Source organism: Pseudomonas sp. MWU347, assembly GCF_017947305.1.
Classification (GTDB): domain Bacteria; phylum Pseudomonadota; class Gammaproteobacteria; order Pseudomonadales; family Pseudomonadaceae; genus Aquipseudomonas; species Aquipseudomonas putida_A.
In genome coordinates, this window is record NZ_JAFGZB010000013.1 from 35613 (window position 1) to 50427 (window position 14815).

The window sequence follows — 14815 nt, forward strand, 5'->3', positions numbered from 1 at the left end:
AATGAACCGGCTCAGCGCGCCCGATGCGCGAGGCCGAAGGTGAACATCAGGGCCAGCACCAGCACCAGTCCCTTGACGAAATCCTGCGTGTAGTACGGCGCGTTGAGCATGGTCAGACCGTTGAGCAACGAGGCAACGAGTAGTGCGCCGACCAATGTGCCAAAGGCATTGGGCTTCTTCGCCCCGAGCACGGCAAAACCGATTAGCGCCGCGCCGAGGGCGTCGAGCACCAGTCCGTTGCCGGAGCTGACATCACCCCGACCCAGGCGCGCCGCCAACAGCAACCCGCCAAGCGAAGCGAGCAATGCCGACAGTACGTAAGCGAGCAACTTGAAGCGCTGCACTGGCGCGCCTGCCAATCGCGCTGCCTGCTCGTTGCCGCCAATCGCATAAAACAACCGGCCGATGCGCGTGCGCTCAAGAAACAGCCACACCGCCAGCGCCACCAACGCAGTGATCAACACCGGCACCGGCACCACGTCCCACAAGCGGCCGCGGCCGAGGGCGAGAAACGCCGTACTGAACGTGCCTTCGGTTTCCACGCCACTGGGCAAGGTCATGCCCACCGCAATCGAGCGTCCGCCCGTGGGAATCAGTTGCACGCCGATCACCAGAAACATGCTGCCCAGCGTCGCGAGAATGTCCGGCACCCGCAGCTTGACGATCAGCCAGCCATTGAGCAGCCCGACCAGTGCGCCACCGGCCAGACTGATCAGCACCGCCGGCACCGCGCCCCAACCGAGCACCACCATCACGTAACTGGCGATCATCAGGCTCATCGCCGCCACCGCACCAATCGACAGATCAAGCCCGCCGACCGCCATGGTCAGGGTCACGCCAAGGGCCAGCAGTGCGACGATCGACACCGACTGCAAGATGCTGAACAGATTGCCGACGCGCCAAAACGCCGGCTCCGCGACACTGAAAAACACCACGATCAGCGCCAGCAGCCACAACAGGCCGTAGCGGATCAGCGCTTGCAGCAGGCGCTCGGCGGGTGCCGTAGCGGCAGACAACAATGAACTCGAATCAGGCACTCGCTCTGCTCCTTGGCGTGGCATGAAAGGGATTTTCGCTAGCGTCGCTGCCGGCCAGCGCAGCGACCAGGGTCGCGCGTTCAAGACCGGCGCGCGGGTATTCGGCGACCACCGCGTGATCGCGCACCAACAGAATGCGGTCGGCGATTTCCAGGGTTTCATCGACATCGGCGCAGATCACCAGGGTCGCGCGGCCGCCGGCACTGTCGCGCAGCAACTGGCCGATCTCGCGACGGGCGCGCACGTCGACCCCCTGAAACGGTTCATCGAGAATCAGCACCCGCCCGTCCCCGAGCAGCCAGCGACCCAGCACAACTTTCTGTTGATTGCCGCCGGACAGCGCGCTCATCGGCACCTCGATGCCGGCGGTCTTGATCCCCAGCGCCGCGACTTGCGCCTCGACCGCTGCGGCTTCGGCGCGGTTGCGAATGAACCCGGCACGGGTGAAGCGCTGCAGAAACGGCAGCGTCAGGGTGCGGCGCAGGGATAAGTCGGGCACCAACGATTGACTGGCGCGATCCTCCGCTGCGAGAAACACACCGCTGCGAATCGCCGCCCTTGGCGAACCCGGCAGCCAGTCCATGCCGTCCAGTTGCAGGCTGCCAGCCACGGCTTTACGCAAGCCGAACAGCACTTCGGCGATCTCGCTTTTGCCAGCGCCGAGCAGCCCGGTCAGCACCACCACTTCGCCTTGGTGCAGGTCGAAATCGAAACGTCTGGATCGTGGCAAAATCTGCAAACCTCGCGCACCCAATACTTTTTGCCCCACGCTGCCGGGCGTGTAGACATGCCCGTCCAGCGCCTGCCCGAGCATGGCGTGCACCGCCTCGGGCAACTGCCGCGCGCTGAACTCTCCGGCCAGTCGCCCATCGCGCAGGACAATGGCGCGATCCGCCACCCGTTGCAGATCGGACAAGCGATGGGAGATGTAAACAATCGCCACGCCACGGCTGCGCAAGATATCGATCAGATCAAACAGACGCTGCGCCTCGGCATCCGACAACGCCGCCGTTGGCTCATCGAGAATCAGTAGACGCGGCTGCAAGGCAAAGGCCCGCGCCAGCACCACCAACTGCCGCTCGGCCTGGCCCAAGTGTTCAATCGGCTGCTCCAGCGGCAACACCAGACCCAGCCCGGCGGCGATACTCGCGGCGCGTTCCAGCAAGCGTTTGCGATTGAGCCAGAAGTCCGCGTCAGGCTTGCACAACTCATCGAGCAACAGGTTTTCCGCCACGTTCAAACCGGGCGCAATGCCCTCGTTGATCTGCTGATGCACCGCGACAATCCCGACCCGGCGTGCCGACAGCGGCGAACTGAATTGCCGGGGCTGCCCGTCGATGTAAATCTCGCCGCCATCGGCGCGCTGGCTGCCGGCGAGAATCTTCACCAGCGTCGACTTGCCGGCACCGTTGGCACCGAGCAAGGCCACCACTTCGGCGGGATGAATCTGCAGGCTGACGCCATCCAGTGCGCGGTTCGAGCCGAAGGTTTTGCTCAGTTCACGCACTTGAATCAGCGGCGCGCGGGCCACGACGACACTCATAAAATTCCTTAACGTCGATGGGCCAGCGAACGCACCAGCCGGTCGCCCAGGCTCTGTACGCCCTGCACCAGAATGACCAGCACCACCACGGTGGCGACCATCACTTCATTGTTGAAACGCTGATAGCCGTAACGGATCGCCAGATCACCGAGGCCGCCACCGCCAATCACCCCGGCCATGGATGAAAAACCGATCAGCATCACCAGCGTCAGAGTGATCCCCGCCAGCAACGCGGGCAGCGCTTCGGGCAACAGCACTTTGAAAATCACATGACGGATGTCGCCGCCCATGGCGAGGATCGCTTCGATGCGGCCCTTGTCGACTTCGTCCAGCGCGTTCTCGACGATCCGCGCAAAAAACGGAAACGCGCCGATGGTGATCGGCACTACCGCAGCGGTGCTGCCGAGGGTGGTGCCGACCACCAGTCGGGTCAGCGGAATCAGTGCAATCAACATCACCACAAACGGCAGCGAGCGCCCCAGATTGACCAGCGAACCCATCGCGGCATTGAGCCGTGGCAGCGGCCACAGTCCGTCTCGGCGACTGACAAACAGCAACACCCCGAGCGGCAAACCGATCAGCAGCGTGAACAGCCCGGCAAGCAAGACCATGTACAGGGTTTCGCCGGTGGCGTTGAACACCAGTTGCAGGATTTCATCCCAGTTGATCGCGCGGTTCATGACTGGGCCGCCCGCACGCCGTATTGCTTGAGGAAGCTGAGCCCGGGGATGTCGTGGCCCAGCGGCAGGCCGCAGGTAGGACGTAACGAAGTGCCGAGACTCGATTGCGCATCGGCGAGCAAGCGCGGCACCGGGCCGGACTCGACCAGACGCCCGTCCGCCATCAACGCCGCGTGATCGCAGATCGACTTGACCACCTCCAGCTCATGGGTGATCAGCACGATGGTCACGCCCAGTTGCCGATTGATATCGCGCAGCAGCTCAAGAATCGACGCCGTGGTTTCCGGATCCAGTGCACTGGTGGCTTCGTCCGACAGCAGATACGCAGGCTCCGCTGCCAGGGCGCGGGCAATCCCCACCCGTTGTTTTTGCCCACCGGACAACTGCGAGGGAAACGCTTGCGCCTTGTCCGTCAAACCGACCAGTTCCAGCAGTTCGCGCACCCGCACATGGCGCCACGGTTTGCCGACGTTGGCGATTTCCAGCGGCACGGCGATGTTGTCGAACACGGTGCGCGAATGCAGCAGATTGAAGCCCTGGAAGATCATGCCGATGCGCTGACGCTGGCGGCGCAGGTCGCTGGGCGACAGGGTCAGCAGGTCCACGCCGTCGATCAGGATTCGCCCGCTGTCCGGGCGTTCGAGCAGATTGAGACAACGCAACAGGGTCGACTTACCTGCCCCGCTCCGCCCGAGAATGCCGTAGATCGCGCCGTCGGGAATACTCAACGACACCTGATCCAGCGCCGGTGCCGGCGCCGCCGGGTAAGTCTTGCTCAACTGCTCGACGACGATCATGGCTTGGCATCCTCCACCGGAATCACCGAACCCTTGAAGTTATCAGTGATGTATTTCGCCACTTGCGGCGAGGTCAGGTCTTTGGCCAGTTGTGCGATGCGCGGATCGTTTTGCAGTGTCGGCGTGGTCACCAGAATGTTGGCGTACGGATTGTGCTCGGCCTTCTCCAGCCCCAGCGCATCCTGGGCCGGCACCAGTCCGGCTTCCAGCGCGTAGTTGCCGTTGATCACCGCAAGGTCGACATCGTCCAGAGCCCGAGGGATTTGCGGCGATTCGATTTCAAGGATCTTCAGCTGTTTCGGGTTCTCGGCGATGTCTTTGGGTGTGGCCTGATCGGCTGCCGGATCCTTGAAACCGGGCTTGAGTTTGATCAGCCCGTTGTCCTGTAACAGGTACAGCGCACGGCTCAGGTTGGTGACGTTGTTGGGAACCGCCACGGTGCCTTTTTCCGGCACGTCGGCGAAGCTTTTGTGCCGGCGCGAATAGATGCCCAGCGGCTCGATATGCACCGTGGCGGCCACCGCGAGTTTCTGCCCCAGCGCTTGTTCCTGGGATTTCAGATAAGGCAGATGCTGGAAGTAATTGGCATCGACATCGCCATGCACCAACAGCTCGTTGGAGTTCACGCCGTTGGGAATCTCGATGACCTTGAGCTTGAGTTGCGGATCGATTGTCTGGATGTACGCGAGAATCTGCGCGTGGGGCACCGGGTCGGCGGCCACCCGCAACGGCTCCAGTGCCTGAGCGCCGAACGAAGTCACCAGCGCGCCGAGCACGGCCAGGGTCAAACCTGCTTTTTTCAACATGTGCGGAGTCCTTGAGCGAGTGATGAATCAGGCGTTGGCGGTTTTACGAGCTGGTGCGGCGGGCATCAGCGCGTCGGCATAGAAGCGCCGGGCGACGTCGGGGTGCGAACGCAACCGTCCCTTGAGGTAGTTCCAGCCGACATCGCGAAACAACGGATTGAGCGGATCACTCGCCGGGCCACGCGCTTCGCGCAGCAGCGCGGTGGGCAACGGGTACAGCGGCACCACGGCATCGAGTTGCGCGCCGAGGAAGAAGGCGATGGACAAGCGTTCGCTGCCTGCGGGCGGCGACACCACCCGATGCACCGTGGCGCGCAGATAACCGTTGGTGGCCAGCTCCAGCAGTTCGCCGATGTTCACCACCAGGGTGTTGTCGCGGGGCAGCGCATCGATCCAGCGCCCCTCCTCGACTTCCACTTGCAACCCGGCCTGCTGGTCTTGCAGGAGAAAGCTGAGGAATCCGGAATCCTTGTGCGCGCCGACGCCTTGCTGGCTCGCGTTGGCGGCCTGGCCTGGATAGCGCATCAACTTGATGTGTTCGTTGGGCTTGTCGCCGTACAACTGATCGAACGCGTCCGCCCGCAGCGACAGCGCCTGGGCAAAGGCACGCAGCAGACGCAACGCCATGCGCGTCATCGCCTGTTGCCATTCGAGCAGCAGCGGTTTCAGTTCTGGCAGCGCCGCCGGCCATTGGTTGGGCCCCTGCAACCGAGCCCACAACGGACTGTCCGCGTCCAGCGGCAACGCTTCGCGCTCGGCGCCGAGATCGAATTGCTCACGCCAGTCGGGTTGACCACGGGTGATCTCGGAAGCGGCACGGTTGTAACCGCGAAAATGCGGCGAATTGATCATGCCGACGGCGGTCTTTTCCTGCTCGGACAAGGCGAAGAACTGCCGGGCGTGATCCTGCACCTGCTTGAGCAGGTGGCTGTCGATGCCATGGCCGGTGAGATAGAAAAAGCCGACGTCACGCGCGGCGTGACGCAGGTTTTCAAGAAATTCATAACGCTGTTGCGCGGTGCCTTCGAACAACGAAAGGTCCAGCGTCGGCAGCGTGGTGATATCGAGGGTATGCGGCATGATTCACTCCCGTGTGAACCAAACCTGAAGAGCCTTTGATCGATTCAGCGTGTGCCGTCATGGCAATCGGGGGTCTATCGGTTTGATGCGTTCGATTCGTCGTGAGACAAAACTAAACGATCTTAAAAACCACGAACAAATACCCTTTTTGCATTAGCTTAGGCCTGACGCTCAAGTTCGCTGTCATCACGCAAACGCTACTTCTCCAACGGCAGGAATCTGAGGCAGGGAAATCCCGTCCTCATGCGCAATTGCTGGATGGGTTGAACACTCTCCTGATCGCCAACCTTCTTCATCACGACTATCCCGCAATGGTATTGGTCATGGTTCAAGACAGGGATGAGACCAGGCTTGTTTTCACTCCAGAAGCCGCTTTTGACGAGGTACGTCGCGCCAGCCTGCGGTGTGAAGGCAAACGGAATCTGACACTGCGCGCCACCCACCACGTTGGTGTAATTCAGGACAAGTTCTTTGTCTACGGCGACTTTCGACTCGATGTATTCACCGTTAGAGGGCAGCGGGGTGAACCCCGCGTAGCAGGTTTTTTCGCTGAAGGTGATGGCGTCCAGTGTGGTGCCAGAGCCAAATTTCAAGCGAACAGTGGCCGAAGGCTCGTCCGCGCGAGGAAACTCATACTGCTTGCCCATGAAAAGTGAAGTGCAGCCACTGAGCACGACAGTGCCCGCCACCAGCGCGCACCCAGCCAATTTGCGAAACCCGAACATCAAGCGCTCCCTGATACCTTCGCCTCTCCCTGTGATGAGCAGGAGTCGGACCTGTTTGAATATTGCCTACGGTCTGACTCGGCTGCTTGCGCAAAAACTTAATGCCAACGTCAACCTTTCTCGACAGTCATCGAGGTGAGGGGCGCTTCAACTGATCAACGTGCCGGGTCATAAAACGGTTCGACTGCCACCCGGCTGCCGACAAAGAAACTGTCAGCCACCAGCCGCAGTGGCTGCAGATCGACGTCGCTGGCCCGATCGCCAATCAGTTGCCGGAAGTGTCGATACACCGCGGTGTACTCGCCCTCTTCCGGCACCACTTGGCGCACGCAGTCGATGCTCAGCAGCGCCCCGCCGTTGTCCAGGCGCAGCACCCCTTCGGCGCAGCGAATCTCGATGCTCCAGAGTTCGTCGTGACCGTGGTCGAAATCGAATTCCGCCTGCACGTCGAGCCGGTGCGCGTCGGACATCTTGATCGACGCGGCAATCGGCGACTGGCAGTTGTCCGGTACGCGCAGTTCGGCGGACTTCACAAACAGAGGCTGCGTCAGCAAATAGGTGACGATCGATAAGGCATTGATGCCCGGATCGAAAACGCCCAGACCACCGGGTTGCCAGATCCACGTCTGCCCGGGATGCCACTTGCGCACGTCTTCTTTCCAGTCGATCTGCACGCTTTGCAACGTGCGGCTGGCGAGCCAGTCGCGGGCGGCTTCGATACCGGGGGCGTAGCGCGAATGCCAGGCGAACAACGCACTGACACCCTGTTGCTGCGCTTGACTGACCAGGGCCAGCGCCTCACCCAGCGTCGCGCACGGCGGTTTTTCCACCAACACATGTTTGCCGGCGGCCAGCGCCTGCTGCACCAGGGCGAATCGACCTTGCGGCGGCGTACAAAACGCAATCGCATCCACCTCGGGGCCGTTCTCCAGCAACTCGCTCAACGAGTGAAAGTTCTCCACCCCGGCACAGGGTGCACCTTGCGTGGCGACCGCCACCAGACGAAATCCGGGATTGGCGTTGATCGCCGGAACATGTTGATCCTGGGCAATCTTGCCGTAGCCCACCAGACCGAGACGGATCGGTTGCATCAGTGACTCCTGTTTTTGTCTTGTTGTCGTCAGCGAGTGCGCAGATTAGCCGTAAACGTCACGGAAAACCCAGCTGAGTCTGTTAAAAAAACCGCAGACGCCAGCGCTCGGTTCATCGCGCCGGGTAGTAACGTTGATGCCGCGGCGCAAACAAAGAAAGCCTGCTTTTCAGGGCAGGCTTTCATGTTCACGACGCTGCAGTCACTTTTGCTGCGCGGTCAACGCCGAGTAACTGTTCATCAGGTTGCGGTAGTTCGGAATCCGCTGCGACAGCAGATTGCCCAGCCCTTCGATGTCGTTGCGCCAGTCGCGGTGCAGCTCACAGGCGACCGAGAACCAGTTCATCATTTGTGCGCCGGCCTGGGTCATGCGGCTCCACGCGGCTTGCTGGACGGTGGTGTTGAAGGTGCCGGAGGCGTCGGTGACGACGAATACGTCAAAGCCTTCGGCCAGTGCCGACAGCGTCGGGAACGCTACGCAGACGTCGGTCACGACACCGGCGATGATGATCTGCTTGCGGCCGGTGGCCTTGATCGCCTTGACGAAGTCTTCGTTGTCCCAGGCGTTGATCTGGCCTGGACGGGCGATGTACGGCGCGTCTGGGAACATTTCTTTCAGTTCCGGAACCAGCGGGCCGTTGGGGCCTTGTTCGAAACTGGTGGTGAGAATGGTCGGCAGGTTGAAGAATTTTGCCAGGTCGGCCAAGGCCAGGACGTTGTTCTTGAACTCGTTCGGCGAGAAGTCCTGAACCAGAGAAATCAGACCGGTCTGGTGGTCGACCAGCAGGACTACGGCGTCGTCTTTGTTGAGGCGGTTGTAGGTTGCAGTGCTCATGTTTGAATCCCTTTTCTTGGTTGTGGTGGTTGGGGTGGCGTTGAACATGGGCACAGATTACTGACACGACCGGGACCGATAAATCGGTTGAAAAGTGTTTCACTGTCAACTCATAACGGACAATCCTGGCGACACAACACGGGCTTGCCAGCCTCCGACTCAGTTCGGCTCGAGCATTGGTTTGGCGATCATCAAACTGCACGGCGCCCGGTTCAGGACCCTCTCCACCGTTGCGCCAATCAAGTTGAGGCCTTGCGGGTAGGCGGTGCCCCATAACCCTGTGGGAGCGGGCTTGCCCGCGAAGGGTTCATTCCAGGCAACATCTCAAATGGCTGACACACCGCTTTCGCGAGCAAGCCCGCTCCCACACTGGATCTCGGCAGGCCGTCATTCCTGAGTTCACCGCTCCCACAATGATCTCGACAAGCCGACATTCCTGGGTTCACCGCATAACCCTGTGGATGAAGTTATGAGCTAATAACACCTTCATTAAACCGTCTTTCAAACGTTGTACTAGGATAGGATCCACATCCTGACATTTGCGCCGACCAGGGAACATGCTCGACGCAGGTCAGGAATGGGACTGTTTCACCTGCAACTCATGGATGATGTTTATGAATTCACACCTGTTTCCCCACATCGGTAAAGTCATTGCGAGCACCGGCAGCCGGCACTTTCCGCGGATGCTGCATGACCTGATCCAGACACAACTGGCGGTGGACGCCACACACATTCGCCAGATGCGCGTCGAGCCGGTGGGCCGCCCCGCCCATCGCAACCCGCCGGAAACCGGCCAAGACTCGGCCCAGCAGGCTGAAACGGTATTCTGCGAACAGATTGCCGCACTATCGAGCGAGCCGATGGACACGCCAGACGCGGCCAGCGCCGATGCCTCGCAGCTGCACCTGACCCGGCGCAAGGACGGCTACCGCTACGTGATTTCGGTGTATCGCAACGACCAGTCGCAGCGCTTCTCGGCTCAGGAGCAGAGTTTGTTGCAGGACATATCTCCGGTGCTGTTGCCGATGGTGGAAAAACACATTCACGCCCTGCAACCCCAGCAGACCAACACAGAAGACCCGTCGCCCAGCGCTGATGGCGCGCAACAGGGCCTGGAAAACCTGCGGCTGCGCTTCAACGAGCGTTTGCAGCAACTGGGCCTGAGGCTGTCCAATCGCGAAACCGAAGTGTGCATCGGCCTGCTCGCCGGGCGTACCGCACCGGAGCTGGCCGAGCAGTTGCAACTGAAGGTCAACACGGTGGAAAGTTACCTCAAGCGCGCCGCGATCAAACTGGGGATCAGCGGCCGGCATTCGTTGATGCGCTGGATGTACTCGCCGGAGGACACGTCCACCGCCACCAGCGCGGCCTGAGTCCGCCACTGAAGAAAAAAACCGCCGCCCTCCCCGGACGGCGGTTTTTTACATTGGGGGCCTAATCCTTCGGCACGACTCTATCCAGCGCCTGATTCACCGCCAACTCCCCCAGCATCACCACCTGCGCAATGCCCAACACCGTATTGCGGCTTGGCCCTTCTAGCGTGCCGGCGAAATCACCAAGCATGACGGTGGCCGAGGCCAGGGATTCGCAGGCGTTGGCCAGCAGGGATTCGGTGTCGGTTTGCGGGTTGACCAGGAACATGCTGCTGGGGGTGTACGGCGTTGCCATGATGTTCGCGGGCGCGAGGTAATGGTCGAGGGCGCGTTCGGCGGCTTCGTGGAGCTTTCTGGAGTTGAGGGATTCGTACGGCGATAGCGGGTCTGTGATTGGTGGATTGGGTGAGGTTTCGGGCATCAGCTGGAACTCCGATCGGGGCACTTTGAAAGGATTACTCACTGTAGGAGCTGCCGCAGGCTGCGATCTTTTGATCTTGTTTTTTAAAGCAACGTCAAAAGATCGCAGCCTGCGGCAGCTCCTACACGGGACCGGTGATTAGTTCGGCACGCGGCGGCCGTCCAGTACTCGGTTGACCATCAGTTCACTGAGCATGATCACCTGATGCAGCATCAGCATCGCCCGGCGCTGTGGGTTGTCGACGGTGTCGCCGATGTCGCGGGCCATATCGCTGGCGGCGGCTAATGATTCGCAGGCTTCGACGAGCAAGGTTTCTTCGTCCACGGTGGGGTCGATGAGGAAGATTCTGTTCGCCTTGCATGACGAGGTTGAAGGGATCGAGATCTTCAGGGCGCCGGGGTTGAGGTAGAAGTTGATGGCGCGGTCGGTTGCCGCTTTTATCTTCTGCGGGTCGAGGGCTGGGTCGTACGGGATCGAGGTGTCCGGGGGGTTGGGTGTGGCTTTGAACATAAATGAAACTCCAATTTGAACAATAGGAGCCATCACCCTCGCTACCAAACGGCGGGTGGCGGCCATGCGCGGGTTGGTAGACCGGTCGAATTGGGAAACCCGGCGCTCACGAATGAGCCCCACGCATGCCCACCATACAAAGCTATTCCTCAAAAAAGGGACAGCAATGAAGGTGTCGCAATACAACTCGAGACGGGCTACCAAACCCCATCACTGTTTTGCAGTGACAGGGAAACGATATAGCCCGGCCCATAGCCGTGTAAGCCGGCGGATTCTGGCGTACGCGTAGGTAACGGCGCAAGGCGTTGTAGCCGTTATGGCGTAACGGTTCGTGTACTTTAAACGTGGTTGCGGGGTTATGTTTATGTGCGGGGTTTGCTCTGTTGTTTTGATGTTGTCTGGCAAGCCGCTTTCGCGAGCAAGCTCGCTCCCACAGTTGGAATGAGTGCATTCAGTGGGAGGGTGATCGTCTTGTAGGCCGCCATCGCTGGCAAGCCAGCTCCCACAATTTGACCGAGTGTATTCAGTTGGGGATTGGTCGACTGTGAGGCCGCTTTCGCGAGCAAGCCCGCTCCCACAGTTGGATTGCGTGCATTCAGGTGGGAGGTTGGTCGGCTGGTAGGCCGCCATCGCTGGCAAGCCAGCTCCCACAGTTGGAAAGCGAAAAACAGGGACGGGTTCATCACCCGTCCCTTTCGATGTGTGCACTTCAGGCACGAGCCCGGCCAATCAGCTTCGGCAATCAGTCCCGCGCCAGCGCCTCGATCGGATCGAGGCGCGAGGCATTACGCGCGGGGACGAAGCCGAAGACGATGCCGATCAGCGTCGAGCAGATCACTGCCGTCAGCACCGAGGCCATGGAGAACACCATCTCCCATTCCTTGATGAACAGCGAAAACAGGTGGCCGATGGCATACGACAGGGAAATGCCGATGGCCCCGCCGAGCAGGCAGACCATCACCGCCTCCACCAGAAACTGCTGACGAATGTCCGACTGGCGGGCGCCGACCGCCATGCGAATGCCGATCTCGCGGGTACGCTCGGTGACCGACACCAGCATGATGTTCATCACGCCGATGCCGCCGACCACCAGCGAAATCACCGCGATCAGCGACAGCAGCAAGGCCAGCGAGCGGCTGGTTTTCTGCACGGTCTGCATCACGCTGTCGAGGTTGTTGGTGTAGAAGTCCTTGATGCCGTGGCGTTGCAGCATCAATTGGGTGACGTGATTTTCCACCACTTTGCTCGACTGGCCGTCCTTGATCCGTACGCTGATGCTGTCGAGAAAACGTTGGCCCAGGATACGCCCGGCGGCGGTTTCATAGGGCACCCAGACGTTGAGGGTTTTGCCCGAGGCAAACAGGTTCTTGTTCTCGGCGGCCACGCCGATCACGGTGCATGGCAGGTTACCGATCAGGATCACCTGCCCCAGCGGATCGACGCCCTCGCCGAATAACCGATGCCGGGTGTTGTAGTCGATCACCACCACCTGCGCCTGACGCCGCGCGTCGCTCTCGCTGAAGGTGATGCCCGCCTCCAGTTTGATTCCGCGAACCTGGAAATACTGATCACTGACCCCGTTGATCTGCGCATCGAGGTCGATGTTGCGGTAACGCAGAAGCATGCTGCGACCGACCACCGGGGTGGCGCTGTCGACGTAATACAGCTGATTCAGCGCGGTGACGTCGGCCGGCACCAGTGTCTCGATCGACGCGGCGCGTTTGTCGCCGAAACTGCTGCCGGAATAGATGTCGATGGTGTTGCTGCCGATCGCCGAAATGTCCTTGAGCACGTAGTTTTTCGCGCCCTCGCCGATCGCCGAAATCGACACCACCGAGGTGATACCGATGACGATCCCGAGCATGGTCAGCAAGGTGCGCATGCGGTGCGAAATCAGCGCCACCCAGGCCATGTTGAAGGCCTCCTTGAACAGCCCGAGGCTGGCGACCAAACGGCGTGTCGCCGGTGGTTTGGGCGGCACCTCCTCTTCGTCCGACAGTTGCCCGGTGTCGCGCTGGTTGCGCCGGTCGCTGAGGATTTCTCCGTCGCTGACTTCGATGATGCGTTCGGCGTTGGCCGCGACTTTCGGGTCGTGGGTCACCAGAATCACCGTGTGCCCGGCCGCGTGCAGCTCCAGCAGGATGCGCATCACCTCTTTGCCGCTGGCGGTGTCGAGGGCGCCGGTGGGTTCGTCGGCGAGGATCACTTCACCGCCGTTCATCAAGGCCCGGGCGATACTCACCCGCTGCTGCTGACCACCGGAGAGCTGGCTCGGACGGTGCGTCAAGTGCCCGTCGAGACCCAGACGCGCCAGCAGGTCACGGGCGCGGGCATGGCGTTGCGGCGCCGGGATGCCAGCGTAGATTGCCGGCATCTCGACGTTGTGCATCGCGCTCAAATGCGGCAACAAGTGATAGCGCTGGAATATGAAACCGAAGTAATCGCGGCGCAGCTCGGCCAGCGCCTGATCGTCAAGGTCGCGGGTCTCTTGGCCGTTAATCTTGTAGCTGCCGGCGGTGGCGTAATCGAGGCAGCCGAGGATGTTCATCAGGGTTGATTTGCCGGAGCCGGAGGCGCCGATGATCGCCACCATTTCTCCGGCGTTGATCGTCAGGTTGATGTCCTTCAGCGCGAGAAATTCGCGGTCGCCGGCAGTGAAACTGCGGGTGATGCCAGTCAGTTGCAGCAACGCCTGCGTCATGCTCAAGCCCCCGCCACGGCGGGCAACGGATCACCGATCACCACCCGCTCGCCTTCGCTGAGGCCCTGATTGATCTGCACTTTGACGTTGTTGTTGATCCCGGTCTGCACGTTGCGCGACTGCGCCTGGCCCTTGGCGTCGAGCACCCGCACCGGAAAGCTGCCATCGGCGTTGCGTGGCCCGAGCGCAGCCACCGGCACGGTCAGCACCGATTGCGCGGTATCGAGGACGATGCGCACCTGCGCGGTCATCGAGATGCGCAAGCGATGGTCGGGATTGGGCACCTCGAACAGCGCGTTGTAAAACACTGCGGTGTTCTGTTTCGGGGTGCCGGCCGGAGGCGTTTCGAGGAAGTTCTGCGGTGCCGGCTCAGTGCCACGCAGCTTGCCGTAATAGCGTTTGTCCTCGCCGAGAATCGTGAAATACACCTGCTGCCCCGGCGCGATATGAATCACGTCCGCTTCCGACACTTGGGCCTTGATGGTCATGGTGTCCAGATCCGCCAGTTTCAGCAGGATCGGCGCCAACTGGTTAGCAATCACGGTCTGGCCTTCCTGGGTGACGATGCCGACCACGTCGCCGTCGATCGGCGCGACGATCCGCGTGTACGCGAGGTTGACCTTGGCGGTGTCGATCTGGATATGCGCGCTTTTGATCTGCGCGTCCAGCGACAGCAGATTGGCCTGCTGCACCTCGTAGTCCGATTGCGCGGTCTCGAAATCCTGACGTGATATCGACGCGTCTTCCTGCAGGTTCTGATAGCGCTCGTAGATCGCTTTGGTCTGTTTGAGCTGGGCCTGCGTGGCGCGCTTTTGCGCCTGCAGGTTTTCCTCATCGACCTGCGCCTGACGCAGGGTGTTCTGCAGCACCAGCGGATCGATCTCGGCCAGCCACTGGCCCTTCTTCACCTTGTCGCCCACCTTGACCTTGAGCGACTTCAACTGCCCCGACACCTGGGCACCGACGTCCACCTGCTTGACGCCCTCCAGCAAACCGGTGGCGAGCACGGTGTTTTCGATATCCGAGCGTTCGACCGGGGCGGTCTGGTATTTCGGCGCTTCGGCCGGTGCCTGCACCGTGTACAGCACCAACCCGGCCACCGCCGCCAACGCCAACCCCATACCGACTTTGCGCAACTTCGACTTTTCCATAAATAACCACAAGTCCGTTCAGGGATGAACCCGGCCAGCGGCCGGGTCTTGATAGAACAACCACAC

At 61.0% G+C, this 14815-nt stretch carries 14 protein-coding genes; 1 reads left to right on the forward strand and 13 read right to left on the reverse strand.

The window, feature by feature from the left end; translation table 11 throughout:
- Positions 1-11: 11 nt before the first annotated feature.
- The 9 genes from KCG87_RS24430 to ycaC form a co-directional block, all read right to left on the reverse strand.
- A complete protein-coding gene (locus KCG87_RS24430) occupies positions 12-1037 on the reverse strand; it encodes an ABC transporter permease (RefSeq protein WP_135295557.1) in 1026 nt (341 codons plus the stop codon).
- The gene (locus tag KCG87_RS24435) at positions 1030-2580 is read right to left on the reverse strand and encodes a sugar ABC transporter ATP-binding protein (protein WP_210559025.1); all 1551 of its coding nucleotides are present in this window, start codon (positions 2578-2580) and stop codon (positions 1030-1032) included. The genes KCG87_RS24430 and KCG87_RS24435 overlap by 8 nt, the downstream gene beginning before the upstream one ends.
- A gap of 8 nt (positions 2581-2588) precedes the next feature.
- Complete coding sequence (locus KCG87_RS24440; protein WP_210559026.1) at positions 2589-3260, reverse strand: methionine ABC transporter permease; 672 nt, start codon at positions 3258-3260, stop codon at positions 2589-2591.
- Positions 3257-4057, reverse strand: a complete 801-nt coding sequence (locus KCG87_RS24445) for a methionine ABC transporter ATP-binding protein (protein WP_210559027.1) — start codon at positions 4055-4057, stop codon at positions 3257-3259. The genes KCG87_RS24440 and KCG87_RS24445 overlap by 4 nt, the downstream gene beginning before the upstream one ends.
- Positions 4054-4863, reverse strand: coding sequence for a MetQ/NlpA family ABC transporter substrate-binding protein (locus KCG87_RS24450; protein ID WP_139055991.1), 810 nt, complete (start codon positions 4861-4863; stop codon positions 4054-4056). Before KCG87_RS24450 ends, KCG87_RS24445 begins: the two co-directional genes overlap by 4 nt.
- Before the next feature lie 27 nt (positions 4864-4890).
- A complete protein-coding gene (locus tag KCG87_RS24455) occupies positions 4891-5943 on the reverse strand; it encodes an isopenicillin N synthase family oxygenase (RefSeq protein ID WP_134786133.1) in 1053 nt (350 codons plus the stop codon).
- Between the two features lie 197 nt (positions 5944-6140).
- On the reverse strand, positions 6141-6668 hold the full coding sequence (locus KCG87_RS24460) for a hypothetical protein (RefSeq protein ID WP_134786132.1): 528 nt from the start codon (positions 6666-6668) through the stop codon (positions 6141-6143).
- Positions 6669-6823: 155 nt separating this feature from the next.
- Positions 6824-7759, reverse strand: coding sequence for a Gfo/Idh/MocA family oxidoreductase (locus KCG87_RS24465; protein ID WP_210559028.1), 936 nt, complete (start codon positions 7757-7759; stop codon positions 6824-6826).
- Between the two features lie 201 nt (positions 7760-7960).
- Complete coding sequence (gene ycaC, locus KCG87_RS24470) at positions 7961-8593, reverse strand: isochorismate family cysteine hydrolase YcaC (RefSeq protein ID WP_007966399.1); 633 nt, start codon at positions 8591-8593, stop codon at positions 7961-7963.
- Between the two features lie 614 nt (positions 8594-9207).
- Here ycaC and KCG87_RS24475 point away from each other — a divergent pair.
- Positions 9208-9966, forward strand: a complete 759-nt coding sequence (locus KCG87_RS24475) for a helix-turn-helix transcriptional regulator (RefSeq protein ID WP_210559029.1) — start codon at positions 9208-9210, stop codon at positions 9964-9966.
- Between the two features lie 61 nt (positions 9967-10027).
- Here KCG87_RS24475 and KCG87_RS24480 read toward each other — a convergent pair whose 3' ends face one another.
- From KCG87_RS24480 to macA, 4 genes are all read right to left on the reverse strand, one after another.
- A complete protein-coding gene (locus KCG87_RS24480) occupies positions 10028-10387 on the reverse strand; it encodes a DUF6124 family protein (RefSeq protein WP_210559030.1) in 360 nt (119 codons plus the stop codon).
- A 138-nt stretch (positions 10388-10525) separates the two neighbouring features.
- Positions 10526-10897, reverse strand: a complete 372-nt coding sequence (locus KCG87_RS24485; protein ID WP_097093106.1) for a hypothetical protein — start codon at positions 10895-10897, stop codon at positions 10526-10528.
- A gap of 742 nt (positions 10898-11639) precedes the next feature.
- Positions 11640-13598 (reverse strand): MacB family efflux pump subunit, encoded by a 1959-nt coding sequence (locus KCG87_RS24490; protein WP_210559031.1) that lies wholly within the window; start codon positions 13596-13598, stop codon positions 11640-11642.
- A gap of 2 nt (positions 13599-13600) precedes the next feature.
- On the reverse strand, positions 13601-14749 hold the full coding sequence (macA, locus tag KCG87_RS24495; protein WP_098968301.1) for a macrolide transporter subunit MacA: 1149 nt from the start codon (positions 14747-14749) through the stop codon (positions 13601-13603).
- Positions 14750-14815 lie beyond the last annotated feature (66 nt).

Bases quoted from the DNA above. Each gene is read 5' to 3' on its own strand.
- KCG87_RS24435 (WP_210559025.1), bottom strand. From the start codon at position 2,580: ATGAGTGTCGTCGTGGCCCGCGCGCCGCTGATTCAAGTGCGTGAACTG.
- KCG87_RS24440 (WP_210559026.1), bottom strand. From the start codon at position 3,260: ATGAACCGCGCGATCAACTGGGATGAAATCCTGCAACTGGTGTTCAAC.
- KCG87_RS24445 (WP_210559027.1), bottom strand. From the start codon at position 4,057: ATGATCGTCGTCGAGCAGTTGAGCAAGACTTACCCGGCGGCGCCGGCA.
- KCG87_RS24450 (WP_139055991.1), bottom strand. From the start codon at position 4,863: ATGTTGAAAAAAGCAGGTTTGACCCTGGCCGTGCTCGGCGCGCTGGTG.
- KCG87_RS24455 (WP_134786133.1), bottom strand. From the start codon at position 5,943: ATGCCGCATACCCTCGATATCACCACGCTGCCGACGCTGGACCTTTCG.
- KCG87_RS24460 (WP_134786132.1), bottom strand. From the start codon at position 6,668: ATGTTCGGGTTTCGCAAATTGGCTGGGTGCGCGCTGGTGGCGGGCACT.
- KCG87_RS24465 (WP_210559028.1), bottom strand. From the start codon at position 7,759: ATGCAACCGATCCGTCTCGGTCTGGTGGGCTACGGCAAGATTGCCCAG.
- ycaC (WP_007966399.1), bottom strand. From the start codon at position 8,593: ATGAGCACTGCAACCTACAACCGCCTCAACAAAGACGACGCCGTAGTC.
- KCG87_RS24475 (WP_210559029.1), top strand. From the start codon at position 9,208: ATGAATTCACACCTGTTTCCCCACATCGGTAAAGTCATTGCGAGCACC.
- KCG87_RS24480 (WP_210559030.1), bottom strand. From the start codon at position 10,387: ATGCCCGAAACCTCACCCAATCCACCAATCACAGACCCGCTATCGCCG.
- KCG87_RS24485 (WP_097093106.1), bottom strand. From the start codon at position 10,897: ATGTTCAAAGCCACACCCAACCCCCCGGACACCTCGATCCCGTACGAC.
- KCG87_RS24490 (WP_210559031.1), bottom strand. From the start codon at position 13,598: ATGACGCAGGCGTTGCTGCAACTGACTGGCATCACCCGCAGTTTCACT.
- macA (WP_098968301.1), bottom strand. From the start codon at position 14,749: ATGGAAAAGTCGAAGTTGCGCAAAGTCGGTATGGGGTTGGCGTTGGCG.